Annotated in this window: 17 protein-coding genes; 11 read left to right on the top strand and 6 right to left on the bottom strand. The window is 67.8% G+C overall.

Features of this window, described 5'->3' with window-relative positions:
• Window positions 1–23: 23 nt before the first annotated feature.
• Together RAM80_RS00830 and RAM80_RS00825 are read right to left on the bottom strand one after the other, a co-directional pair.
• On the bottom strand, window positions 24–815 hold the full coding sequence (locus RAM80_RS00830; RefSeq protein ID WP_416424337.1) for a TIM barrel protein: 792 nt from the start codon (window positions 813–815) through the stop codon (window positions 24–26).
• Window positions 812–1,828, bottom strand: coding sequence for a Gfo/Idh/MocA family oxidoreductase (locus tag RAM80_RS00825; RefSeq protein ID WP_416424336.1), 1,017 nt, complete (start codon window positions 1,826–1,828; stop codon window positions 812–814). Before RAM80_RS00825 ends, RAM80_RS00830 begins: the two co-directional genes overlap by 4 nt.
• A gap of 191 nt (window positions 1,829–2,019) precedes the next feature.
• On the opposite strand from RAM80_RS00825, the gene RAM80_RS00820 reads away from it, so the two are divergent.
• Both RAM80_RS00820 and RAM80_RS00815 read left to right on the top strand, forming a co-directional pair.
• Window positions 2,020–3,993 carry a sigma-54-dependent Fis family transcriptional regulator gene (locus tag RAM80_RS00820; RefSeq protein ID WP_416427607.1) on the top strand — a complete coding sequence of 658 codons (1,974 nt, stop codon included), beginning with the start codon at window positions 2,020–2,022 and terminating at the stop codon, window positions 3,991–3,993.
• Between the two features lie 58 nt (window positions 3,994–4,051).
• Window positions 4,052–5,614, top strand: coding sequence for a sigma 54-interacting transcriptional regulator (locus RAM80_RS00815; protein WP_416424335.1), 1,563 nt, complete (start codon window positions 4,052–4,054; stop codon window positions 5,612–5,614).
• A 3-nt stretch (window positions 5,615–5,617) separates the two neighbouring features.
• Here the strand turns inward: RAM80_RS00815 and RAM80_RS00810 are convergent, their stop codons facing one another.
• The 3 genes from RAM80_RS00810 to RAM80_RS00800 are packed head-to-tail and all read right to left on the bottom strand — an operon-like array spanning window position 5,618 to window position 7,990.
• Window positions 5,618–6,628: a zinc-dependent alcohol dehydrogenase gene (locus RAM80_RS00810; protein WP_416424334.1), complete on the bottom strand. Its 1,011-nt coding sequence runs from the start codon at window positions 6,626–6,628 to the stop codon at window positions 5,618–5,620.
• Between the two features lie 10 nt (window positions 6,629–6,638).
• Entirely contained in the window at window positions 6,639–7,457 is an 819-nt protein-coding gene (locus RAM80_RS00805; protein ID WP_416424333.1) for an SDR family NAD(P)-dependent oxidoreductase, read from the bottom strand.
• Window positions 7,458–7,474: 17 nt separating this feature from the next.
• On the bottom strand, window positions 7,475–7,990 hold the full coding sequence (locus tag RAM80_RS00800) for a 2,4'-dihydroxyacetophenone dioxygenase family protein (protein ID WP_416424332.1): 516 nt from the start codon (window positions 7,988–7,990) through the stop codon (window positions 7,475–7,477).
• Between the two features lie 280 nt (window positions 7,991–8,270).
• On the opposite strand from RAM80_RS00800, the gene RAM80_RS00795 reads away from it, so the two are divergent.
• Complete coding sequence (locus RAM80_RS00795) at window positions 8,271–8,660, top strand: NUDIX domain-containing protein (protein ID WP_416424331.1); 390 nt, start codon at window positions 8,271–8,273, stop codon at window positions 8,658–8,660.
• 131 nt (window positions 8,661–8,791) lie between these two features.
• Here the strand turns inward: RAM80_RS00795 and RAM80_RS00790 are convergent, their stop codons facing one another.
• A complete protein-coding gene (locus RAM80_RS00790; RefSeq protein WP_416424330.1) occupies window positions 8,792–9,664 on the bottom strand; it encodes an NAD(P)-dependent oxidoreductase in 873 nt (290 codons plus the stop codon).
• 106 nt (window positions 9,665–9,770) lie between these two features.
• Between RAM80_RS00790 and RAM80_RS00785 the strand changes: the two genes are divergently transcribed.
• The 8 genes from RAM80_RS00785 (at window position 9,771) to RAM80_RS00750 (ending at window position 21,976) form a co-directional block, all read left to right on the top strand.
• Window positions 9,771–10,625, top strand: a complete 855-nt coding sequence (locus tag RAM80_RS00785) for a LysR family transcriptional regulator (protein WP_416424329.1) — start codon at window positions 9,771–9,773, stop codon at window positions 10,623–10,625.
• A 60-nt stretch (window positions 10,626–10,685) separates the two neighbouring features.
• The gene (locus RAM80_RS00780; RefSeq protein ID WP_416424328.1) at window positions 10,686–11,294 is read left to right on the top strand and encodes a dTMP kinase; all 609 of its coding nucleotides are present in this window, start codon (window positions 10,686–10,688) and stop codon (window positions 11,292–11,294) included.
• A 132-nt stretch (window positions 11,295–11,426) separates the two neighbouring features.
• Complete coding sequence (locus RAM80_RS00775; RefSeq protein WP_416424327.1) at window positions 11,427–13,100, top strand: AMP-binding protein; 1,674 nt, start codon at window positions 11,427–11,429, stop codon at window positions 13,098–13,100.
• Between the two features lie 51 nt (window positions 13,101–13,151).
• Window positions 13,152–15,005, top strand: coding sequence for an ABC transporter ATP-binding protein (locus tag RAM80_RS00770; protein ID WP_416424326.1), 1,854 nt, complete (start codon window positions 13,152–13,154; stop codon window positions 15,003–15,005).
• A 271-nt stretch (window positions 15,006–15,276) separates the two neighbouring features.
• The gene (locus RAM80_RS00765; RefSeq protein WP_416424325.1) at window positions 15,277–16,404 is read left to right on the top strand and encodes an efflux RND transporter periplasmic adaptor subunit; all 1,128 of its coding nucleotides are present in this window, start codon (window positions 15,277–15,279) and stop codon (window positions 16,402–16,404) included.
• 10 nt (window positions 16,405–16,414) lie between these two features.
• Window positions 16,415–19,558 (top strand): efflux RND transporter permease subunit, encoded by a 3,144-nt coding sequence (locus RAM80_RS00760; RefSeq protein ID WP_416424324.1) that lies wholly within the window; start codon window positions 16,415–16,417, stop codon window positions 19,556–19,558.
• Window positions 19,548–20,954, top strand: coding sequence for an efflux transporter outer membrane subunit (locus tag RAM80_RS00755; protein WP_416424323.1), 1,407 nt, complete (start codon window positions 19,548–19,550; stop codon window positions 20,952–20,954). Before RAM80_RS00760 ends, RAM80_RS00755 begins: the two co-directional genes overlap by 11 nt.
• A gap of 101 nt (window positions 20,955–21,055) precedes the next feature.
• Entirely contained in the window at window positions 21,056–21,976 is a 921-nt protein-coding gene (locus RAM80_RS00750) for a LysR family transcriptional regulator (RefSeq protein ID WP_416424322.1), read from the top strand.
• Window positions 21,977–21,996 lie beyond the last annotated feature (20 nt).

Raw genomic sequence — 21,996 nt, 5'->3', positions numbered from 1 at the left:
TTGTTATGGGGTGGAATACAGGCTTAAAGGTGCAAGGTGAACGCCTCGCGGAACCGCTGCAACGCCAGCACCGAGTCGCCCGAGGCCCAGCCTTCGAGGCCGACCACGCCGGTGTAGCCCAGCGCGTGCAGGGCCCTGGCGATGGCCGGGTAGTTGATCTCGCCGGTGCCGGGCTCCCTGCGCCCGGGCACGTCGGCCACCTGGATCTCGCCGATGGCGGGGCCGGCGCGGCGCAGCAACTCGATCAGATTGCCCTCGCCAATCTGCGCGTGGTACAGGTCCAGGTTGAGCTTGAGGTGCGGGCTGCCGACGGCCTCGATCAGGGCCAGGGTGTCCTCGGCGCGGGCGAAGGGCACGCCGGGGTGGTCCACGGCGGTGTTGAGGTTTTCCAGCAGGAACACCTTGCCGTGCGCTTCGCCCAGGCGGGCGAGCTGCTCCAGGGTGTTGCAGGCCTGCAGCCACATGCGCCCGGTGGTGACCTGCACCGGCCGCACCGGCAAGCCGCCTTCGCCAAGGCCGGTGCCGTGCAGGTTGAGGCTGGGGCAGCCCAGTTGCTCGGCCACGCCCAGGGACTCGCGCGCGGTTTCCAGCAGGCGTTGGATGCCGTCGGCCTCGGTGAGGTTGCCCTCGATGTAGCCGGTCATGGAGGTGAAGCGCGCGCCGGTGGCCACCAGCGCGGCGATGTCCTTGTTAGTCCAGTCCCAGATCTCGGCGGCAAAGCCCTGCGCATGAATGCGCCGCACGCGCTCCACGAACGGCAGGTCGAGGAAGACCATTTCGGCGCTGATGGCGAGGGTGAACGGGCAGTGGCTCATGCCGACACCCCCGCCAGCTGGATGGCCTTGCCCTGTTGCACAGACTCGATGCAGGCGCGGGCGATGGCCAGCGCGGCGCGGGCGTCGGCACCACTGGCCAGCGGCGTGGCACCGGTGCGCAGGCAGTCGACGAAGTGGTTGAGCTCGGCCACGTAGGCGTCGCGCAGCAGGTCGGTGTCCAGGCGCTGGGTGTCGGCCTGGATGCCGTCGGCCAGGTAGCGCACCAGCTCGGACTGGGCAACGCTGCCCATGGTCAGCATGCCGGCGCTGCCGAACACTTCGCCGCGCACGTCGTAGCCGTACACGGCCTGGAAGTTGGCCTCGGCGGTGGCGATGGCGCCGTTGTCGAAGCGAATCGTGACCACGGCGGTGTCCAGCAGGCCCTTGGCCTTGAAGGCGGGCGCCACCAGCGCGTCGGCCATCACGAACACCTCCACCGCCTGGGCGCCGGGGTTGAGGTAGCGCAGGGCGTCGAAGTCGTGGATCAGGGTTTCCAGGAAGATCACCCACTGGCCAATGCCCGCCGGGTTGTTCAGCGCCGGGTCACGGGTGACCGAGCGCAGCAGCTGCGGCGTGCTGATGCGCCCGCCGACCACGTCCAGGTGCGCCTGGCGGAAGCTGCGGGCGAAGCGGCGGTTGAAGCCCACCTGCAACGGCACCCGGGCGTCTGCGGCGGCAGCGATGGCGCGGTCCGCTTCGTCCAGGGTGATGGCCATGGGTTTTTCGCAGAAGATGCCCTTGCCGGCGCGGGCGGCGCTGATCACCAGCTCGGCATGGCTGCGGGCCGGGGCGGCGATCAGCACGCCGTCGATGTCCGGGTCGTCGAGCAGCTGCTGCGGGTCGGTGTAGACCTTCTGCACGCCCAGTTGCCCGGCCAGGCGCGCGGCCTGGCCGGGGGTGGGGTCGGCAATGGCAGCCAGGCAGGCGCCGGGAATATGCAGTGCGGCGGTCTGGCCGTGGAAGCTGCCCATGCGGCCGGCGCCGATCAGGCCCAGGCGAATGATCTTGCTCATCGATGACGCTCCTTTTTTGTTGTTGGGCGAAAGCGTGGTCACGCTTGGACAGGGAGAGAGCAAGGCCTGTGCCAGCGCCATAAGTTGCTGATTGCCTTGGGCTTTATGGGTTTTGCATGGCCTGGGGGTGTCTATTTCCAAGACATGTCTACACTGACATGTCCAGAATCCAGACACTGCCAAGGCCCGCCATGACGCCCATGGAGTTGACCCAGGAAGCCCTCGACTACATCACCACCCTCGACCCGCGAGAGCTCAGCGACGGCCCCGTCGCCGGCCTCGAACAGGCCTGGCAGGCTTGCCTGGAGGGGCAAACGGCGCGGCCGCCCAAGGTCCGCCCGCTGATCTGGGAGTCCTGGCGGCGCAGTTGCGCCGCCGGCATCGATCCGCAAGATGCCGCCTACCGCTTCGTCAGCCCCCAACGCCTGACCGCCAAGCTGCACGAGCACCGGCTGTTGATCGACACGGCGATGGAAATCATGGGCGGCCTGCTGGCCTACAACCCGCGCGGCCACATCAACCTCACCGACGCCGAAGGCACCACCCTGTGCTTCTGCGGCCTGGAGCTGACGCCCATCGGCAGCCAGCTGCTGGAGTCAACCCAGGGCACCAACTGCACCGGCCTGGCCATTGCCGAGGACCGCCTGGTGTACGTGCTGGCCGAGGAAAACTTCGCCAGCGCCCTGCGCCAACGCCGCATGCATTGCGCCGCCGCGCCGATCCGCGACGCCAAGGGCCGTACCCTGGCCATCCTGACCCTGACCGCCGAGCCCGGCTGGTTCCACTTCCACACCCTGGGCACGGTGCAGGCGGCGGGCGAGGCCATCTCCCGGCAGCTGGCGCTGCACGGCCTGCTGCAGGAACAGCGCAGCGTGCTGGAACTGCTCAACGAAGGCCTGGTGGTGCTCGATGAGGCGGGGCGCATCAAGGCCCTCAACCACTACGCCCGCCAGCTGTTCAAGGCCGGCCCGGAGCTGGTGGGCAGCCCTTTCGCACAGCTGGGGCGCAGCGACCTCAATGCCGAAATCTGCCAGCACGCCGGCGACGGCCTGCGCGACCTGGACTGCACCTTCCAGCTGCACGACGGCAGCCAGCTGGCCTGCCTGGTGTCGGTGTGCCTGGTGGGGCGCCAGGGGCGGGTGGTGTCGGTGCGCGAAAACCGCCGCATCCGCGAGATCACCCGGCGCATCATGGGCGCCCAGGCGCGCTACACCTTCGACACCATCCTGGGCGGCTCACCGGTGATGCAGCACGCCCTGCGCCTGGGGCACATCGCCAGCCAGAGTGATTCCACCACCCTGATCCTCGGCGAAAGCGGCACCGGCAAGGAGCTGTTCGCCCAGGCCATTCACAACGCCAGCCCGCGCAGCGGCGGCGCCTTCGTGGCGGTGAACTGCGGGGCCATTCCCCGTGACCTGGTGCAGAGCGAGCTGTTCGGCCACAGCGAGGGCGCCTTTACCGGCGCGGCCCGCGGCGGCTCGGCGGGCAAGTTCGAGCTGGCCGACGGCGGCACCATCTTCCTCGACGAGATCGGCGACATGGCCTTCGACGCCCAGGTCAGCCTGCTGCGCGTGTTGCAGGAAGGCGAGGTGACGCCGGTGGGCGCGCGCAAATCGCGGCGGGTGGACGTGCGCATCATCGCCGCCACCCACCGCAACCTGAGCCAGGCCGTGGCCGAGGGCGCCTTTCGCGAAGATCTCTACTACCGTCTGAATGTGCTCAACCTCAGCGTGCCGCCGCTGCGCCTGCGCCGCGAGGACATTCCGCTGCTGGCGCAGCACTTCCTGCAGCGGTGCGCACGGTCGTTGCGCAAGGCGGTCAGCGGTTTCGCCCCGGCAGCCCTGGAGGTGCTGGCCGCCCATGGCTGGCCGGGCAACGTGCGCGAACTGGAGAACGCGGTGGAGCGGGCGGTGCACATGGCCTCCGGCAGCCTGATCGAGCCAGCCGACCTGCCGCTGGAACTGATGCACAGGGGCCGCCGCGACGCGGGCCAGGACCCGGCGGGCGGCATGGACCTGGGCACCCAGGAGATGAGCGCGATCATCGGCGCCTTACGCAGCACCGGCGGCAACGTGCGGGTGGCGGCGCAGCTGTTGAAGGTGTCGCGGGCGGGGCTGTACGGCAAGATGGAGCGGTTTTCGATTCGCGCGGGGGATTTTCGCTGAGGTCTTGCTGATACGTATTACGGTATGAATCAACGCACAACAATAACAAGGAGAGGGTATGGAACACTCGCTGCTGGCCTACGAACGCAGCACGCCGACCCCGGCGGACCTGCGCCAGTGCCTGCGTTTCTCGGACGAGGAGGCGCGCATCTGGCTGGACGACCAGAGCATGGTCATGCTGCATTCAACGGCCTTGGGCGCGTTGCGCCAGGAGCTGATCGACAGCCTCGGCCAGGACGGCGCCCAGCGCGTGCTGACGCGCATCGGCCACGCGGCCGGCAGCCAGGACGCCCTGCGCGTGCGCAAGCGCTGGCCCGGCTCGGACCCGCGCAGCGCCTTTATTGCCGGCGGCCGGCTGCACGCGCTGCAAGGCATCGTGCGGGTGCAGACCCTGCAACTGGAGCTGAACCTTGCACAGGGGCATTTCCACGGCGAGTACCTGTGGCACGAGTCCCGCGAGGCCCACGAACACCTGGCCCGCCACGGCGTCGGCGACCAGGCGGTGTGCTGGATGACCCTGGGCTACGCCGCCGGTTATGCCAGCGCCTTCCTGGGCCGGCCGGTGGTGTTCCGCGAGGTCGAATGCGTGGCGGCGGGCGGGCATGCCTGCCGCATCGTCGGTGACACCGCCGGCCACGCGCCCGGCCTTGAACTGGCGGCGCAGGCCCCGGTCGCCGCCTGCAGCCATCCCCAGGAAGCAATGATCGGCATCTCCACGGCCTTCCAGCTGGCCCGCCACCAGATCGCGCAAGTGGCGCCCACCCGGGCGACGGTGCTGTTCAGTGGCGAGTCGGGGGTAGGCAAGGAGGTGTTCGCCCAGTGCCTGCACCGCCTCAGCCCCCGCGCCAACCGGCCGCTGGTGGCGGTCAATTGCGCGGCGCTGCCGGAGAGCCTGCTGGACGCCGAGCTGTTCGGCGCGCAGAAGGGCGCCTACACCGGCGCCAGCCATGACCGCGCCGGCCGCTTCGAACGGGCGGCGGGCGGCACGCTGTTTCTCGATGAAGTGCAAGCCCTGAGCCTGGGCGCCCAGGCCAAGCTACTGCGGGCGCTGCAGGAAGGGGAAATAGAGCGGGTGGGTGGCACCCGGCCGATCAAGGTGGACGTGCGCGTGGTGGCGGCCACCAACGCCAACCTGCGGGCGGCCATTGCCCAGGGCACCTTTCGCGAGGACCTGTTCTTCCGCCTCAACGTCTTCCCCATTCACCTGCCGCCCCTGCGCGAGCGGCGCGACGACCTGCCACTGCTGATGGAGCACTTCCTCGCCCACTTCACCCAACTGCATGGCAAAGCGGTGAGCGGCTTCAGCGCCGCGGCCGTGCAGGCGCTGCTGGCCCACGACTACCCCGGCAACGTGCGCGAGCTGCAGAACCTGGTGGAGCGCGGGGTGATCGCCGCGCCCGCCCATGGCGCCATCGGCCCCCAGCATGTGTTCCCGGGTGGGGAACAGGCGTATGTCTGCGTAGGCACGGCACCGCTGCGGCAGGCAGTGCGGCAGCAACAGTTGCAGCAGTATCACCAGGTGCTCCACGCCTGCGGCGGCAACCTCTCGGCGGCCGCGCGCCAGCTGGGCATGACCCGGCCGCAACTGGCCTACCGGCTCAAGGCCCACGGCCAGCGGTGAGGGTCAAGGCTGGTGCGGCGCAACCATGACCTTGCAGTGGTGGGTGCGCTGGCGCAGGGCGTCGAACGCCTGGGGCAACTGCGCCAGCGACACGGTGCTGCTGACCAGGGCCAAGGGCGCCGCGCCGGGCCCCTCCAGCACGTCGACCGCGGCGCGGAACTCGTCGCGCTCGAAGAACGCCGAGGTCACCAGGTTGACCTCCTTGGACACCGCCCGGAACGGGACGAAGCTATCGGCCACGGTGCACAGGCCCAGCACCACCACGGTGCCACGGGGCCGCACGTGCTCCAGCGCCTGGGCAATCAAGCCGGGGCGGCCCACGCATTCGAAGACGATGTCCGGCGGCCCGCCCAGCTGCTCGGGGATGCGCCTGTGCAGGCTGCCGTCGTCCACCAGCAAGGCACTGGCGCCCAGCTGCAGGGCGCGCTCGCGTTGCCAGTCGCCCAGGTCGGTGACGGCCACCTGGGCAGCGCCCAGGCGCCGGGCCCAGAACGCCACGGCGAGGCCAATGGCCCCCGCGCCCAGCACCAACACCTTGGCACCGGGGCGCAGCTGCGCGCGCATGACCCCGTGCAACGCCACCGCCAGGGGTTCGGCCAGGGCGCTGTCCGCCACGCCCACGCTGGCGGGCAGCACCACGCACTGGTGCCAGCGGGCGGTCGCCCACTGGGCGAAACCACCGCCCTGCAGGCTGAACCCGGCGCACCAGGCCGGCCTGCCGCGCTGGCACTCGGGGCAATGGCCGCAACCGCGCAAGGGCGCCACCGCGACGTGGTCGCCGACGCGCACCCCCTGCACCTGGTCGCCGCATTCCACCACGCGGCCGCTGTACTCGTGGCCCAGTACGCTGCCGGGCGCCAGGCCGAACGCCGGTTCTTGGGTCATGTGCAGGTCGCTGCCGCAGATGCCGCAGCGGCACACCTCGATCAACACCTCATCGGCCCGGGGCACCGGCATGGGCAAGGTGTGCAGCTGCATGGGCTGCTTCAGCGCCTTGAAGACAATGGCTTGCATGTGCACCTCCTCAGTCCACGCGGCCGAGCATCTGCCCGCCATCGATGACGATCTGCGCGCCGGTGATGTAGCTGGCCGCCGGGGAGGCGAGGAACAGCGCCAGGCCCTTGATCTCCTCCGTGGAAGCGATGCGGTGTTGCGGCACCCGTGTGGCGAAGGCGGCGCGGTCCGCCGGGTTGCGCAGGCGGCCGCCGGCGATGTTGGTCACGAACGGCCCCGGGGCAATGGCGTTCACGGTGATGCCATGGCGCGCCAGCTCCATTGCCGCCTGGCGCACCAGCGCGGCGGCGCCGGCCTTGGCCGGCATGTACGGGGTGCCGACGATGGCTTCGTTGAGCATCGCCGCGTTGGAGGTGGTGACGATGATGCGCCCCTGGCCCCTGGGCTTCATCAGCCGCACCGCGGCCCTGAGCGTGGTGAACACCGAGGTCAGGTTGGTGGCCAGCACCTTGTCCCAGTGGGCCTCGTCGAGCGCCTCCAGCGCGCCTTGCGGGCAACGCTGGCCGTCGCAGTCGAGAAAACCGGGGCCGGCGTCGATGCCGGCGTTGGCGAATACCACGTCGAGGTGGCCGTAGTGCGCGCCCACCCGCTCGAAACAGGCGTACAGGGCCGCGCGGTCGGTGGCGTCCACCACCTCGCCGCGCACCGCCAGCCCCTGGGCTTGCAGGCGGGCCAACTGGTCGTGCAGTTGCGCGGCGTCAATGTCCAGCAAGGTCACCTGGGCGCCGCCTTCGGCCATCACCTCGGCGTAGGCCAGGCCGATGCCGCTGGCGGCGCCGGTCACCACGCAGGTCAGGCCGTCCACGGAGAATCGTTGCACTGTGTTCATGGTGATTCCCCCGGCACTCAAACGAATAGCGCGGTATTGATCGGCAGGCCGTGCTGCCGGCAATGGTTGACGTAATGGTTGATGAACCAGAACACGTCGGTGGTTTCGGTGTGGTTGCCGCACTCGTCGAAGAACTCGATGGGCCCGTGTATCCAGAACAGCGCCTTCATGCCGTCGGGGCCTTCGGCGTACAGGGTGTGGGCGGTGCCCGGGGTCTCGTACACGTAGCTGCCGGGGCGCGCCAGCCAGTCATATTCCTCGTAGCCCCAAGTGCCTTCCAGGGTCACGGCCTGCACCGCCGCCCGGTGCCGGTGGGTGCCGATGCGCCCGCCGCCCTTGACCCAGAGGATGTTGCAGACGCTGCCGGTGCGCACGTCGAAGCTCAGGTGGCGGATGGCGGCGCTGTCGCCGAAGGGCACCCAGGGCGACTCATCCTCGCCGGTGCCGATATGGCCGCCGTGCAGGCCGAAGCGCTCGATCATGGCGGCGTGGGGTTCTGGGGGGAGCTGGACGATAGAGGGGGAGGTAGGCATGGGACGGTTCCTGCTGATTGTTATTAGGTAGCAGGGCGGTTGCATGGGCTGTGCCAGGCGGGCAGGGGCCCGGATTTGCGAGGGGAAAGGGCGGCGGGAGTTGAGCGGATTGGTGCGGTTTGATGATCAAAAGTGGTGAAAAGGTGAAAGCCGGCAAGTCCTGTAGCCGCTGCCGCCAGGCTGCGTTGGCCCCTGCGTGCGCTGAAGCTCTATCCACGGTCATTTAACCGACACATGTGCAGGCTACAGTGGCCGCAGGGTCAATCATTCGGAGCAGCGCATGAAGGCAATGGACATTGCTACAGCCAGGCGCAAGGGCATCAAGCTTCGCGCCACGGTCATTTATCGCAGGGACGGCGAAGTGTTGTTTGTGCGCAAGCGCAACGCGAAGTGGAACCTGCCAGGGGGCAGGGTCGAGGCGGACGAGACGCCGTTGCAGGCGGCGCAACGGGAAATGGCCGAGGAAACCGGCCTGGCCTTCGATGAACTGCGCTACATCTCCGAGTACCGCGAAGACAAGGTCATCCATTACCTGTTCGAAGCGCGCAAGTCGGCTGACAAGCCGCGCCCACTCAACGAAATAGACGCCTGCCGCTGGATCAAGCCCCGTGACGTGGCCAAGCGCCGCGTGCGCCGGCCGATCAAGACCCTGCTCAAGCGCTGCGCATAACACGCCAGCCACCCCCGTAGCAGCTGCCGCCAGGCTGCGTCAGCTTGGTCGCCCGCCAGGCCCGGCGTAGCAGCTGCCGCCAGGCTGCGTCAGGCACACCTCGGCGCCCGTGACGCGGCCTTTGGCCGCTGCTACAGGGGTTCTGCGGCTGGCGGCAGGGCGCATTGGGTTGCCAACGCCGACCAATCCAGCTCCCCAAGGCCTGCGTCCACGCACGCCGCCATGACCTGCTGCACCCGTGCCGCCCCCGGCAATGCCAACCCTTCGGCGCCGGCGGCCTGCAAGGCCAGGCCGACGTCCTTCAACCCCAGGCGCAGGGCAAACCCCGGCTCGAAGCGCTGCGCGACGATGTTGCCGGCGTAGCGCTGGTAGCTGGCGCAGGCGAACAGCGTCTGGGTGACCACCTCGGTGAACACCGCAGGCGGCAGCCCATGGCTGCGCACCAGGGCGCAGGCTTCGGCGATGGAAGCGATGGCCTGGGCGATCATCAGGTTGCCGGCGATCTTGGCGATACTCGCCTGGCGCGGCTGCGTGCCTAGGCGCCAGGTGTGCTTGCCGAGGGTGTCGAACAGCGGCTGCACCTGGGCGACGGCCTCGTCCGCACCGGCCGCCAGAATGTTCAACTGCCCCTGGCGGGCCACGGCAGGAATGCCGAACACGGGCGCTGCGACGAAACCGATGGTCGCCTGCCGATGCAACGTCTCCAGTTCACCGACCATCTGGGGGGAAAGCGTCGACATCACCACGTGCACCTTGCACGCGACCGAAGGGTGAATGACAACTGGCGCCACCAGCGTCTGCCGCACTGCAGCGTCATCGGCCAACAGCGTGATCACCACGTCCTGCTCGAACGCCTGCGCCACGCCCGCCAGGGCCCGCACCCGTCCTAGCCCCTCAAGCGCACCGGCGCTGCGGTTCCAGGCGCTGACTTCATGGCCTGCCTCCACCAGCACCGGGATGATTGCCCGGGCCATGCTGCCAATACCGACGATTGCTACTTTCATGGAAGCTCCGTTGCCTGTGCATGTGCCGAGCATTGTCGGCGCCCGGCGCCTTGCTTGAGGACTGACAGGGGTGCATATTCGGCGTGCATTTTTGTAAGGGCGGCACATGAACTGGAGTGACATCAGGGTTTTCCTGGCAATCGCATGGGCCGGCTCACTGGGCGGCGCGGCGAAGGCGCTTGGCATCAGCCACCCCACGGCAGGCCGACGCCTCAAGGTGCTGGAGCAGGACAGCGGCGGCGCCTTGTTCCGGCGCGTGGGCGAGCGTTTGATCACTACCCAGCTGGGCGACTCGGTGCTGGCGCTGGCCGAGGAAATGGAAGCCAGCGCGCTGGCCATCGACCGCACCCTGGCCGGCAGGCCCCGGGAGGTGGAGGGCATCCTGCGGATATCCTCCGCGGACTGGTTTGCCGCCCATGTGCTCACGCCCGTGCTGGCCGAGCTGAGCCGTCGCTACCCCTTGATCGTGCCCGAGATACTGCCCGGGGCGCGCCAGTTCGACCTGGCCCGGCGCGAGGCCGACCTGGCGTTTCGCCTTGTGCCGTTCACCGAGCCCGACATTGTCCAGCGCAGGGTCATGAACATGGCCTACGGGCTCTACCGCAGTGCCCGCCACTGCGTGCCGTTCGACCCCGGGCAACCTGGCCAGGCGCTGATCCTGATGAACACCGCGCAGCTGCATTACCCCGACGTCGCCTGGCTGCAAGCGACAGTGCCGCACGCCAGGACCGTCGCGCACAGCAGCAGCCGCTCCGTGCAGGCGCAGCTCTGTGCCCAGGGCCTGGGCCTGGCGGTGTTGCCGCGGCCGGTCGGCGACAGCCTGGCGTCATTGACCCGCGTGGCCACCGCCGATCCGCCACCGGCGCGGGACATCTGGATGGGCTACCACCAGGACCTGCGCCGCAGCGACAAGCTGCGGGCCCTGGCCGACCTGGCAGGCGAGATGCTGGCCAGTGGTTAAGGGGGAGGGCGGGCTCGGCGTTTTGATATAGTGCACGGCTGCCTTCCCAGGAACCGCCCCATGAACCGCCCGCTGTTTATCTCTATGGATGGCCCCAAGGGCACCGGCAAGACCACGCTGCTGGAAACGGTGACCCAGGCCCTGAGGGCCACCGGCCAGAAGGTCGTCCGCCTGTGCGAGCGCAATAACGATCCCTACCGGCGCGAGACCATGGCCCTGGTCAATCAGCTTGCTCGCCAGCCGTGCGCGGACCTGGAGTGGCAGGTGTGCGAGCGGCTGGCGCAGAGCCGCGCGTGGATAACCGAGCAGGTGCTGCCCAAGCAGCCGGCCGGCAGCATCATCCTCATCGACCGCTGGTACCCCTCCGATGCCGCATTCCGGCGGCTGGTGCCGTTCGCCGACATCCTGCGCTTGAACCTGGCGCTCGACGTGCGCGTGCCCGACCTGCACATCGGCGTGGTCACCACGCCTGAAATTTCCTGGGCGCGGGCCGCCGCGCGCAGCCGTGGCCTGGGCAGCACGGTAATCCTCGACCAGCAGGAGCAAGTGGCCTGCACCCAGGCGTTCGAACGCGCGGCCGCCGAGCAAGGCTGGCTGGTGTGCCGGAACGAGGGCAGCGTCGACGACGCGAGCCGGCAGATAGCCGCCACCATCAATCACCTGCTGTAACCCGTCGCATCACCCCCAAGGCGGTTTGACAACAAATCTGCATTCCGTTTACGTTAACGTCACATCTGCACAGGTGGCACATCAAGCAGGAAGCGACATCAGCACACAATAAGCACAACAAAGGTTTACGCCATGAACCCGCTGAGCTATTCCCACGGATCGACACACCCTCCACTGTTCAACCAGACCATCGGCGCGGTCTTCGATGCCACCGTCGCGCGGTTTCCCGAGCGGCCCGCCCTGGTGGTCCACGACCAGGCCGTGCGCTGGTCATGGGCCACGCTCAAGGCCAACGTCGACCGCCATGCGCGGGCGCTGATGGCCCTGGGCGTCCAGCCGGGCGATCGCGTCGGCATCTGGGCCTCCAACCGCGCCGAGTGGTGCCTGACCCAGTTCGCCTCGGCCAAGGTCGGCGCCATCCTGGTGAACATCAACCCGGCCTACCGGGCCAGCGAGTTCGAGTACGCGCTGGCGCAGTCAGGCTGCAGCTGGCTTATCGCCGAAGCCGCGTTCAAGTCCTCCGACTACCACGCGATGATCAACCAGGTGCTGCCCGAGCTGGCCGCTACTGCGCCCGGAACCCTGTGCATCGAGCGCCTGCCCAGCCTGCGCGGGGTAATCAGCCTGGGCGCCGAGCCGCCTGCCGGCATGCTCGCCTGGGCGGCGTTGCAGCAGCTGGCCGAGTCGGTCAGTGACCAAGCGCTGCAGGCCCGCCAGGCCGCGCTGCAACCCAGCGACCCGATCAACATCCAGTACACCTCGGGCACCACCGGCGCGCCCAAGGGCGCAACGCTCAGCCACCACAACATCCTCAACAACGGCTTCCTGGTGGGCGAAAGCCTGGGCCTGTGCGAACAGGACAAGGTGGTGATCCCGGTGCCGCTCTACCATTGCTTCGGCATGGTCATGGGCAACCTGGGCTGCATGACCCACGGCAGCACCATGATCTACCCCTGCGCAGCGTTCGACCCACTGAAGGTGCTGGAAGTGGTGGCGGCCGAGCGCGCCACCGCGCTGTACGGCGTGCCCACCATGTTCATCGCCCAGCTGGACCACCCCCGGCGCGCAGCGTTTGACCTGTCCAGCCTGCGCACCGGCATCATGGCCGGCGCCGCGTGCCCGGTGGACGTGATGCAACGGGTGATGGAACAGATGCACATGGCGCAGATCCAGATCGCCTACGGCATGACCGAGACCAGCCCGGTGTCGCTGCAGACCGCGGCCCACGACGAGGTGGACAAGCGCGTGGCCACCGTCGGCAAGACCCAGCCGCACCTGCAAAGCAAGATCGTCGACGCCAGCGGCGCCATCGTGCCCAGGGGCGAGGTGGGCGAACTGTGCACCCGCGGCTACAGTGTGATGCTCGGCTACTGGGGCAACCCCCAGGCCACCGCCGAGGTGCTGGACGGCGAGGGCTGGATGCACACCGGCGACCTGGCGACCATGGACGCGCAGGGCTACGTCAGCGTGGTGGGGCGCATCAAGGACATGATTATCCGCGGCGGCGAGAACATTTACCCGGGCGAGATCGAAGCGTTCTACCGCGGCCACCCTGCGGTGGCGGACATCGCCATCATCGGCGTGCCCGACCCCAAGTACGGCGAGGCCCTTGTGGCCTGGGTGCGCTTGCATCCTGCCCAGCATGCAACGCAGGAGGCGTTGAAACTGTGGGCCAGGGAGCGCATCGCCCACTACAAGATTCCGCGGGACTTCACCTTCGTCGAGGCGTTTCCCCTGACCGTCACCGGCAAGGTGCAGAAATTCAAGATGCGCGAAATCACCCTCCAGGCGCTAAAACTCGGCTAAGCCCACCGTTAGATGGCAAAATTGCCGGGAACCGATGATTTGGAGACCCCCATGCTGCGCGTGCTTGAACGATGGCTCGACCCTTTCCCACCCGATGAACTGCCGCCACCGCCCGAGGGCCTGGCCCGGTTCATGTGGGCGTGCACGCGCGGCGCGCGGGGCTACGTGCTGGCGCTGGCGCTGCTCAGCGCCGGCGTGTCGATCTACGAAGCCTGGCTGTTCTCCTTCCTCGGCCAGGTGGTGGACCTGCTGTCCACCTGGCAGGCCGGTGGCGACGCCGCCGCGCAAGAGCGCCATGTGCTGTGGGGCATTGGCCTGGTGCTGCTGGCCAGCATCGGCCTGGTGGGGCTGCGCACGATGGTCCAGCACCAGGTGCTGGCCATCAACCTGCCGCTGCGCCTGCGCTGGGACTTTCACCGGCTGATGCTGCGCCAAAGCCTGTCGTTCTTCTCTGATGAATTCTCCGGGCGGGTGACCACCAAGGTCATGCAGACCGCGCTTGCCGTGCGCGACGTGCTGTTCACCATCATCGAGATCGTGCCGGGCATCGGCGTGTACTTCATCGCCATCATCGCCCTGGCCGGCGCCTTCGACCTCAAGCTGGTGCTGCCTTTCATTGCCTGGATCGTGCTGTTCGGCCTGGCCATGCTGTACTTCGTGCCACGCCTGGGCAAGGTCGGCCAGGAACAGGCGCACGCGCGCTCGTCGATGACCGGGCGCATCTCCGACGCCTACACCAACATCACCACCGTGAAGCTGTTCTCCCACTCCAAGCGCGAGGCGCAGTTCGCCCGCGCCGCCATGGAAGACTTCAAGGACACCGGCTTCCGGCAGATGCGCCTGGTGAGCCAGTTCGAGATCGTCAACCAGACCCTGGTGGTTGCGCTGATCATCGGCGCCGGCGGCTACGCCCTGTGGCTGTGGCACCAGGGCCAGGTCGGCACTGGCGCGGTGGCGGCGATCACCGCCATGGCCCTGCGCATCAACGGCATGTCGCACTGGATCATGTGGCAGATGACCTCGCTGTTCGAGAACATCGGCACCGTGCAGGACGGCATGGCCACCCTCACGCGCGGCCCCAAGGTGCAGGACCGCCCCGACGCCGGCACCCTGGTCACCCGCGGCGGCGCCGTGACCTTCGACCACGTCAGCTTCAACTACAACGGCGAACGCCAGGTGCTCGACGGCCTGAGCCTGAACATTCGCGCGGGCGAGAAGGTCGGCCTGGTCGGCCGCTCCGGCGCCGGCAAATCGACGCTGATCAACCTGCTGCTGCGCTTCTATGACGTCGACAGCGGCACCATTCGCATCGACGGCCAGGACATCGCCCACGTCACCCAGGACAGCCTGCGCAGTGCTATCGGCATGGTCACCCAGGACACCTCGCTGCTGCACCGTTCCATTCGCGACAACATCGCCTACGGCCGCCCCGACGCCACCGACGCGCAAATCCGCACCGCCGCGGCCAACGCCCAGGCCGATGGCTTCATCGCCCAGCTCAGCGACCGTGACGGCCACTCTGGCTACGACACCCTGGTGGGCGAGCGCGGCATCAAACTGTCCGGCGGCCAGCGCCAGCGCATCGCCATCGCCCGGGTGATGCTCAAGAACGCGCCCATCCTGCTGCTGGACGAAGCCACCAGCGCCCTGGACTCCGAGGTGGAAGTGGCCATCCAGGAGAGCCTGGACGAGATGATGCAGGGCAAGACCGTGATCGCCATCGCTCACCGGCTGTCGACGATCGCGGCGATGGACCGGCTGATCGTGATGGATGAGGGGCAGATCATCGAGCAAGGCTCCCACGCCGAGCTGCTGGGGCGCAACGGGGTGTATGCGCGGTTGTGGCAGCATCAGAGTGGCGGGTTTTTGGGTGAGGATCGCGGGGTGGTGGAGGAAGTGGAGTAGGGGGTCGTGCGCCTTGGACGCGGCCTTTGGCCGCTGCTACGGGGATACGACCAAGGGCCAATTATGGAATACAAGGCTCTAATGAATGGAATTTCACCCAATTAATCTATTTCAGGACGAAGGCTAGAATCCCGCCCCAGCCGTGTGGCCACGCCTGCTGAAGGCCATCACGTTCAACCTTCACACCCATACCCACCTGCGCACGAGCCCGGTTTTTTCGGGCTCGCGCATTCGTGCACCTTGACGAATGCCGCAGGGTCCTGGAGCTTCCATGAAAAGATTATTTCCCCTCGTGCTGGCAGCGGGCCTGCCGCTGTCGGCGCTGCTGCTGGCGGGGTGCAGCCCCTCCCAGGCGCAACCCAAGGCCGCCACGGCGGTTAAGGTCGGCTACTACGAGGTGGCCGCCGCGCCCCTGACCCTCACCACCGACCTGCCAGGCCGCACCGCAGCCTTGCGCGTGGCGGAAGTCCGGCCGCAGGTGGCCGGCATCCTGCAGCGGCGCCTGTTCACCGAGGGCAGCGAGGTCAAGCAGGGCCAGCCGCTGTACCAGATCGACCCGCGCACCTACGTCGCCCAGCAAGCCCGCGCGCAGGCCAACCTGCGCAGCGCCCGCAACCTGGCCCAGCGCTACGGGCGCCTGCTGCAGGCCCACGCCGTCAGCCAGCAGCAGTACGACGACGCCGTCGCGGCCTGGAAGCAGGCCGAGGCCGACCAGCGCGTTGCCGACATCAACGTGCAGTACACCCAGGTGCTGGCGCCGATCACCGGGCGCATTGGCCGCTCGGCGGTGACCGAAGGCGCGCTGGTGACTGACGGCCAGAGCAGCGCCATGGCCACGGTCAACCAGCTCGATCCGATCTACGTGGACGTGACCCAGCCCGTGACCCGCCTCCTGGCCCTGAAGCGTGCGCTCAAGGCCGGCGACTTGCAGACCGCTGGCGCCGACCAGGCCGAGGTAAGCCTGACCCTCGACGACGGCAGCGCCTACCCGTTGAAGGGTACCTTGAAATTCTCTGAGGTCAGCGTTGACCCAGGCACCGGCTCCGTCACCTTGCGCGCGGTGTTCCCCAACCCCGAGCGGGCGTTGCTGCCCGGCATGTTCGTGCACGCCCAAGTGAAGGAGGGCGTGCGCGAGCAGGCCCTGCTGGTGCCCCAGCAGGCCATCGTGCGCGACAGCCGCGGCGTGGCCACCGCCTGGGTCATCACCGCCGACAACCACGTTGAACAGCGCGACCTGCAGACCCTGCGCACGGTCGGCAACGCCTGGCTGGTGGACAGCGGCGTGCAGCCGGGCGAGCGGGTCATCACCGAGGGGCTGCAGTTCGTGCAGGCCGACTCGCTGGTGGACGCCCAGCCAGCGGACAACGTCCAGCTGCACACCGCCCTGACGGCAAACTGAGAGGTCGACCATGTCCCGCTTTTTCATTGATCGACCGATCTTCGCCTGGGTGATCGCCCTGGCCATCATGCTCGGCGGCGTGCTGGCGATCCACGGCCTGCCGGTGAACCAGTACCCCAACATCGCAGCGCCCGCGGTGCAGATCACCGTGACCTACCCGGGCGCCTCGGCGCAGACGGTGCAAGACACCGTGGTACAGGTCATCGAGCAGCAGCTTAACGGCCTCGATGGCCTGCGCTACATCAGCTCGGCCGCCAACAGCGACGGCAGCGTCGAAATCACCGTCACCTTCGACCAGGGCATCAACCCCGACATCGCCCAGGTGCAGGTGCAGAACAAGCTGCAACTGGCCACCCCGAACCTGCCCGAGGAGGTGCAGCGCCAGGGCATTCGCGTGGTGAAATACCAGGCCAACTTCATGTTGCTGGTCAGCCTTTATTCCAAGGACGGCAAGCTCAACTACGGCGACCTGGGCAACATCATCGTCTCCAGCTTCCAGGACCCGCTGTCCCGCACCCAAGGGGTGGGCGACTTCTTCGTCTTCGGCTTCCAGAACGCCATGCGTATCTGGCTCGACCCGGCCAAGCTCAACAGCTACCAGCTGATGCCCAGCGACGTGACGGCGGCCATTGCGGCGCAGAACGTGCAGGTGTCCTCCGGCTCGATTGGTGGGCTGCCGACGCGCAAAGGCGTTGAACTCAGCGCCACGGTCATCGGCAAGACCCGCCTGCGTTCGGCGGATGAGTTCAAGGAAATCCTGGTCAAGGTCCAGCCCGACGGCTCGCAGATCCGCCTGAAGGATGTGGGCGAGGTGGTGCTGGGCAACGAGACCTACTCCTACGACGTCAACTACAACGGCAAGCCCGCCGCAGGCATTGCCCTGCGCCTGGCCACCGGCGCGAACATGTTGGACACGGTAGAGCGCGTCAAGAAAACCGTGGACCAGCTCAAGCCGTACCTGCCGCCCGGTGTCGAGGTGGTCTACCCCTATGACACCAGCCCCTCGGTCAAGGCCTCGATCGAGTCGGTGGTGCACACGCTGTTCGAAGCCATCATCCTGGTGTTCCTGGTGATGCTGCTGTTCCTGCAGAACTTGCGCGCCACGCTGATCCCGACGCTGGCGGTGCCGGTGGTGTTGCTGGGTACCTTCGGGGTGCTGTACGCCTGTGGCTTTACCATCAACGTGATGACCATGTTCGCCATGGTGTTGGCCATCGGCCTGCTGGTGGATGACGCCATCGTGGTGGTGGAGAACGTCGAGCGGCTGATGGCCGAGGAACACCTGTCGCCGCGCGAGGCTACCTACAAGTCCATGCAGCAGATCTCCGGGGCGCTGGTGGGCATTGCCCTGGTGATCAGCGCGGTGTTCATGCCGATGGCGTTCTTTGGCGGCTCGGCGGGGATCATCTACCGCCAGTTTTCCATCACCATCATCACGGCGATGGCGCTGTCGGTGCTGGTGGCGCTGATCTTTACCCCGGCACTGTGCGCCACGCTGCTCAAGGCCCACCCGGCGGCCGGCGAGAAGAAACAGAAAGGCTTCTTCGCCTGGTTCAACCGCGTGTTCGAGCGCAACACCGGGCGCTACGAAGCCGCTGTCAGCAGGATTCTGCGCAACCCCCGGCGCACCTTCGTGGTGTATGTGCTGCTGTTGGCCGGCGTGGCAATGATGTTCCGGCACCTGCCCACCGCGTTCCTGCCCGATGAAGACCAGGGGCTGCTGATCGTGCAGATCCAGACCCCGCCCAACAGCAGCGCCGAGCGTACCGAGGCGGTGCTGAACCAGGTGCGTGGCTACCTGCTGGACCACGAGCAGGCCGGCGTGGTCTCGGCGTTCTCCATCAGCGGCTACAACTTCGCCGGGCGCGGGCAGAACTCCGCCGTGGTATGGGTGCGGCTCAAGCCGTTCGAAGCGCGCACCGGCGGCGACAACACGGCGAACGCCATTGCCCAGCGCATCACTCAATTCGCCAGCACCGTGAAGGACGCCAGCATCGTCTCGATCGTGCCGCCGGCGATCATGGAAATGGGCAACGCCACCGGCTTCGACCTGTTCCTGCAGGACAACGGCGCCCGCGGCCACGCCGCCTTGATGCAGGCGCGCAATCAGCTGATGAAGCTCGCTGCCAAGGAGCCGGCATTGGCTATCACCAGGGCCAACGGCCTGGACGACGAAGCGCAGTACCAGGTGACCATCGACGATGAAAAGGCCCGGGCGCTGCAAGTGTCCATCGAGGCCATCGACAACACCATGTCAGTGGCCTGGGGCTCGACCTACGTCAACGACTTCATCGACAAGGGCCGGGTGAAGAAGGTCTACGTCCAGGGTGAAATGGACGCGCGGCTGTCGCCCGAGGACTTCGACAAATGGTACGTGCGCAACGACGCCGGGCAAATGGTGCCGTTCTCGGCGTTCGCCTCGGGCCAGTGGGTGTACGGTTCGCCGAAGCTTGAGCGTTACGGCGGTATTCCGGCGGTGGAACTGCTGGGCCAGCCGGCACCGGGCTACAGCACGGGCGATGCCATGGCGGCCATCGAGCGGGTAGCCGCCCAGTTGCCAAGCGGCTTCGGGGTGTCCTGGACCGGGCTGTCATTTGAAGAGCGGGCGGCCGGTTCCCAGGCGACGATGCTCTACGTGCTGTCGCTGATGATCGTGTTCCTGTGCCTGGCGGCCATGTATGAAAGCTGGTCGGTGCCGGTATCGGTGATGCTGGTGGTGCCCCTGGGCGTGCTGGGCGCCGTGGCCGCCACCTTGGGCCGCGGCCTTGCCAACGACATCTTCTTCCAGGTGGGGATGCTGACCACCATGGGCCTGGCCGCGAAGAACGCCATCCTGATCGTCGAGTTCGCCAAGGACCTTCACGACAACCAGGGCCGCACCCTGGTGCAGGCCGCCACCGAAGCGGCACGCCTGCGCCTGCGGCCGATTATCATGACCTCGATCGCCTTCGTCATGGGCACGCTGCCGTTGGCCCGCGCCCATGGGCCGGGCAGCGGCAGCCAGCACTCGATCGGCACTGCCGTGGTCGGCGGCACCCTGGCAGCGACCTTCCTGGCGATTTTCTTCGTGCCGTTGTTCTACGTGGCGGTGATGCAGCTGTTCAAGCCCACGCCACGCCACGCCAACCTGGAAGGGGCCCGCCATGACGCCTAAGCCACTGCTGCTCGCCCTGGCAATGACCTTGGGCGGTTGCAGCCTGATCCCCGCGTACCAGCGCCCGGCCTTGCCGGTGCCCGCGCAGTTCCCCCAAGGTGGCGCTTATGCGGCGCCCGTGGCGGGCAGCGGCGCCCAGGTCAACTGGCAGCGCTTCTTCAAGGACCCGGCGCTGCACCAGCTGATTGACCTCGCCATCCGCCACAACCGTGACCTGCGCAAAGCCGTCCTTAACGTCGACGCCTACCGCGCCCAGTACCGCATTCAAGGCGCTGCACTGCTGCCGGAAATCGGCGTGGATGCCAGCGCGGGTCGCTCACGCACGCCGGCGGACCTGTCGTCCACCGGCCAGCAGCTGACCACCGGCAACAACAGCCTGCAGGTTGGCCTGACAAGCTATGAACTCGACCTGTGGGGCCGCGTGCGCAGCCTGGACAAAAGCGCGCTGGAGACCTACCTGGCCAGCGAACAGCACCAGCGCACGGTGCAGCTGGCGCTGGTGGCCAACGTCGCCGTTGCCTACCTGACCTGGCAGACCGACCAGCAACTGCTCGGCGTCACTCAATCGACGCTGCAGAACTACCGCCACAACCTGGCGCTGGTACAAGCCAGCAGCGAAGCGGGTACGGCCTCGGACCTCGACGTGCGGCAAGCCCGCACGCTGGTCGACAGCGCCCGTGGCCAGCAGCAGGCCTACCTGCGCCAGGTGGCCCAGGACGTCAACGCCTTGCAACTGCTGGTGGGCACGCAGCTGCCGGCAGCGCTGCCCAGCGCCAGCCTCGACCAGCAGGTGCTGGCGCCGATTCCTGCCGGGCTGCCGGCGGCCAGCCTGCTGCAGCGGCCCGACATCCAGGCCGCCGAGCACCAACTGCTGGCCGCCCACGCCGACATTGGCGCCGCGCGCGCCGCGTTCTTGCCCAGCATCACCCTGACCGGCAGCGGCGGCACGGCCAGCAGCCACCTCAGCGGGCTGTTCGACAACGGCTCGGCAAGCTGGAGCTTCGTCCCGCAGATTCACCTGCCGATCTTCACCGGCGGCCGCCTGCAGGCCAGCCTCGACTACGCCAACATCCAGCAGGACATCGGCGTGGCCACCTACGAGCAGGCCATTCAGGCCGCGTTCCGCGAGGTGGCTGATGGCTTGGCGGCGCTGGGCACTTGGGACGAGCAACTGCGCAGCCAACAGGACCTGCTGCACACCGCCGAGGCCTATGCGCAGATGGCCCAGCAGCGCTATGACGAGGGCGTGGACAGCTACCTGGTGCTGCTGGATGCCCAGCGGCAGCTGCTCAGCGCACGGCAGCAGCTGCTGACCGACCGCCTGGCCCAGCTCACGGCCCAGGTCCAGCTGTACAAGGCACTGGGAGGAGGGTGGTCGCCGCCGGCGGCAGGCTAGCCAAAATCGCGCCCAAGCCTTGCCTGGGCGCATCACCGATTGGTGTATGATTCAGCGCTACACAGGGCAAACGCCCACCTATTGCAGCCTCGGATTCCACAATGCCCACCCCAAGCTTCGACGGTATCAGAGAGTTCGTGACCTGCGCCCGCACCCTCAGCTTCACCACTGCGGCCCTCGAGCTGGGCGTCACCAGCTCCGCCGTCGGCAAGAGCGTCACCCGCCTTGAGGCCCGCCTGGGCGTCAAGCTGCTGCACCGCAGCACCCGCCGCCTCATCCTCACCAGCGAAGGCGAGGCCTACCTGGCCAGCTGCCAACGCGCCATGGACGCGTTGGCCGAGTCCGAGAGCTTCCTCACCACCGGCCAGCAGGAGCCCGTGGGCCGGCTGCGCGTCGACCTGCCCGCCGCCTTCGGCCGCCGGCACATCGTGCCGACGCTGGTCGCGCTGTCGGTGCGCTACCAGCAACTGGACCTGTCGGTGAGCTTCAGCGAGCGCCTGGTCGACATCATCAACGATGGCGTGGACCTGGTGGTGAGGATCGGCAATCTCAAGGACGACGGGGAAATTGTTGCGCGCAAACTGGGCAGTCAAAGCCTGCTGATCTGCGCCACCCCCGACTACCTGGCCCGGCGCGGCACGCCCAAGGTCGCCGAGGACCTGCTGCACCACGACTGCATCGTCGGCTGGCGCAACGGCACCCGCAAGACCTGGATGCTGCTGCAGCCCAACGGCAACGTGGTGGAGCAGGAAGTGTGCGTGAAGCACGAGATGGGTGACGGCGAGATGCTGCTGGACATGACCCTGGCCGGCGGCGGGCTGGCGCAGCTGCCCACCTGGCTGGTGCAGGACTTCATCGACCAGGGCCGGCTGGTGCCGGTGCTCGACGCCTATGCGGGCGCCGAAATGCCGATCAACGTGCTCTGGCCGCGCACCCGCTACATCCAGCCCAAGGTGCGGATGATCGTCGATGAGCTGGTGGCGCTGTCCCGGCGCGAGGCGAAGGTGTTTCGCCCGGATTGAACAGGGGCCTGCACAGGGCA

The sequence above is a fragment of the Pseudomonas sp. App30 genome (assembly GCF_047947025.1).
In the GTDB taxonomy this organism is placed as follows: domain Bacteria; phylum Pseudomonadota; class Gammaproteobacteria; order Pseudomonadales; family Pseudomonadaceae; genus Aquipseudomonas.
Note: the sequence above shows the minus strand (reverse complement) of the source record. Positions and strands in the feature narration are given on the sequence as shown.

What these genes read in the sequence shown, in the direction of transcription:
- RAM80_RS00830 (WP_416424337.1), bottom strand. Translation starts at nt 815, where the DNA reads ATGAGCCACTGCCCGTTCACCCTCGCCATCAGCGCCGAAATGGTCTTC.
- RAM80_RS00825 (WP_416424336.1), bottom strand. Translation starts at nt 1,828, where the DNA reads ATGAGCAAGATCATTCGCCTGGGCCTGATCGGCGCCGGCCGCATGGGC.
- RAM80_RS00820 (WP_416427607.1), top strand. Translation starts at nt 2,020, where the DNA reads ATGACGCCCATGGAGTTGACCCAGGAAGCCCTCGACTACATCACCACC.
- RAM80_RS00815 (WP_416424335.1), top strand. Translation starts at nt 4,052, where the DNA reads ATGGAACACTCGCTGCTGGCCTACGAACGCAGCACGCCGACCCCGGCG.
- RAM80_RS00810 (WP_416424334.1), bottom strand. Translation starts at nt 6,628, where the DNA reads ATGCAAGCCATTGTCTTCAAGGCGCTGAAGCAGCCCATGCAGCTGCAC.
- RAM80_RS00805 (WP_416424333.1), bottom strand. Translation starts at nt 7,457, where the DNA reads ATGAACACAGTGCAACGATTCTCCGTGGACGGCCTGACCTGCGTGGTG.
- RAM80_RS00800 (WP_416424332.1), bottom strand. Translation starts at nt 7,990, where the DNA reads ATGCCTACCTCCCCCTCTATCGTCCAGCTCCCCCCAGAACCCCACGCC.
- RAM80_RS00795 (WP_416424331.1), top strand. Translation starts at nt 8,271, where the DNA reads ATGAAGGCAATGGACATTGCTACAGCCAGGCGCAAGGGCATCAAGCTT.
- RAM80_RS00790 (WP_416424330.1), bottom strand. Translation starts at nt 9,664, where the DNA reads ATGAAAGTAGCAATCGTCGGTATTGGCAGCATGGCCCGGGCAATCATC.
- RAM80_RS00785 (WP_416424329.1), top strand. Translation starts at nt 9,771, where the DNA reads ATGAACTGGAGTGACATCAGGGTTTTCCTGGCAATCGCATGGGCCGGC.
- RAM80_RS00780 (WP_416424328.1), top strand. Translation starts at nt 10,686, where the DNA reads ATGAACCGCCCGCTGTTTATCTCTATGGATGGCCCCAAGGGCACCGGC.
- RAM80_RS00775 (WP_416424327.1), top strand. Translation starts at nt 11,427, where the DNA reads ATGAACCCGCTGAGCTATTCCCACGGATCGACACACCCTCCACTGTTC.
- RAM80_RS00770 (WP_416424326.1), top strand. Translation starts at nt 13,152, where the DNA reads ATGCTGCGCGTGCTTGAACGATGGCTCGACCCTTTCCCACCCGATGAA.
- RAM80_RS00765 (WP_416424325.1), top strand. Translation starts at nt 15,277, where the DNA reads ATGAAAAGATTATTTCCCCTCGTGCTGGCAGCGGGCCTGCCGCTGTCG.
- RAM80_RS00760 (WP_416424324.1), top strand. Translation starts at nt 16,415, where the DNA reads ATGTCCCGCTTTTTCATTGATCGACCGATCTTCGCCTGGGTGATCGCC.
- RAM80_RS00755 (WP_416424323.1), top strand. Translation starts at nt 19,548, where the DNA reads ATGACGCCTAAGCCACTGCTGCTCGCCCTGGCAATGACCTTGGGCGGT.
- RAM80_RS00750 (WP_416424322.1), top strand. Translation starts at nt 21,056, where the DNA reads ATGCCCACCCCAAGCTTCGACGGTATCAGAGAGTTCGTGACCTGCGCC.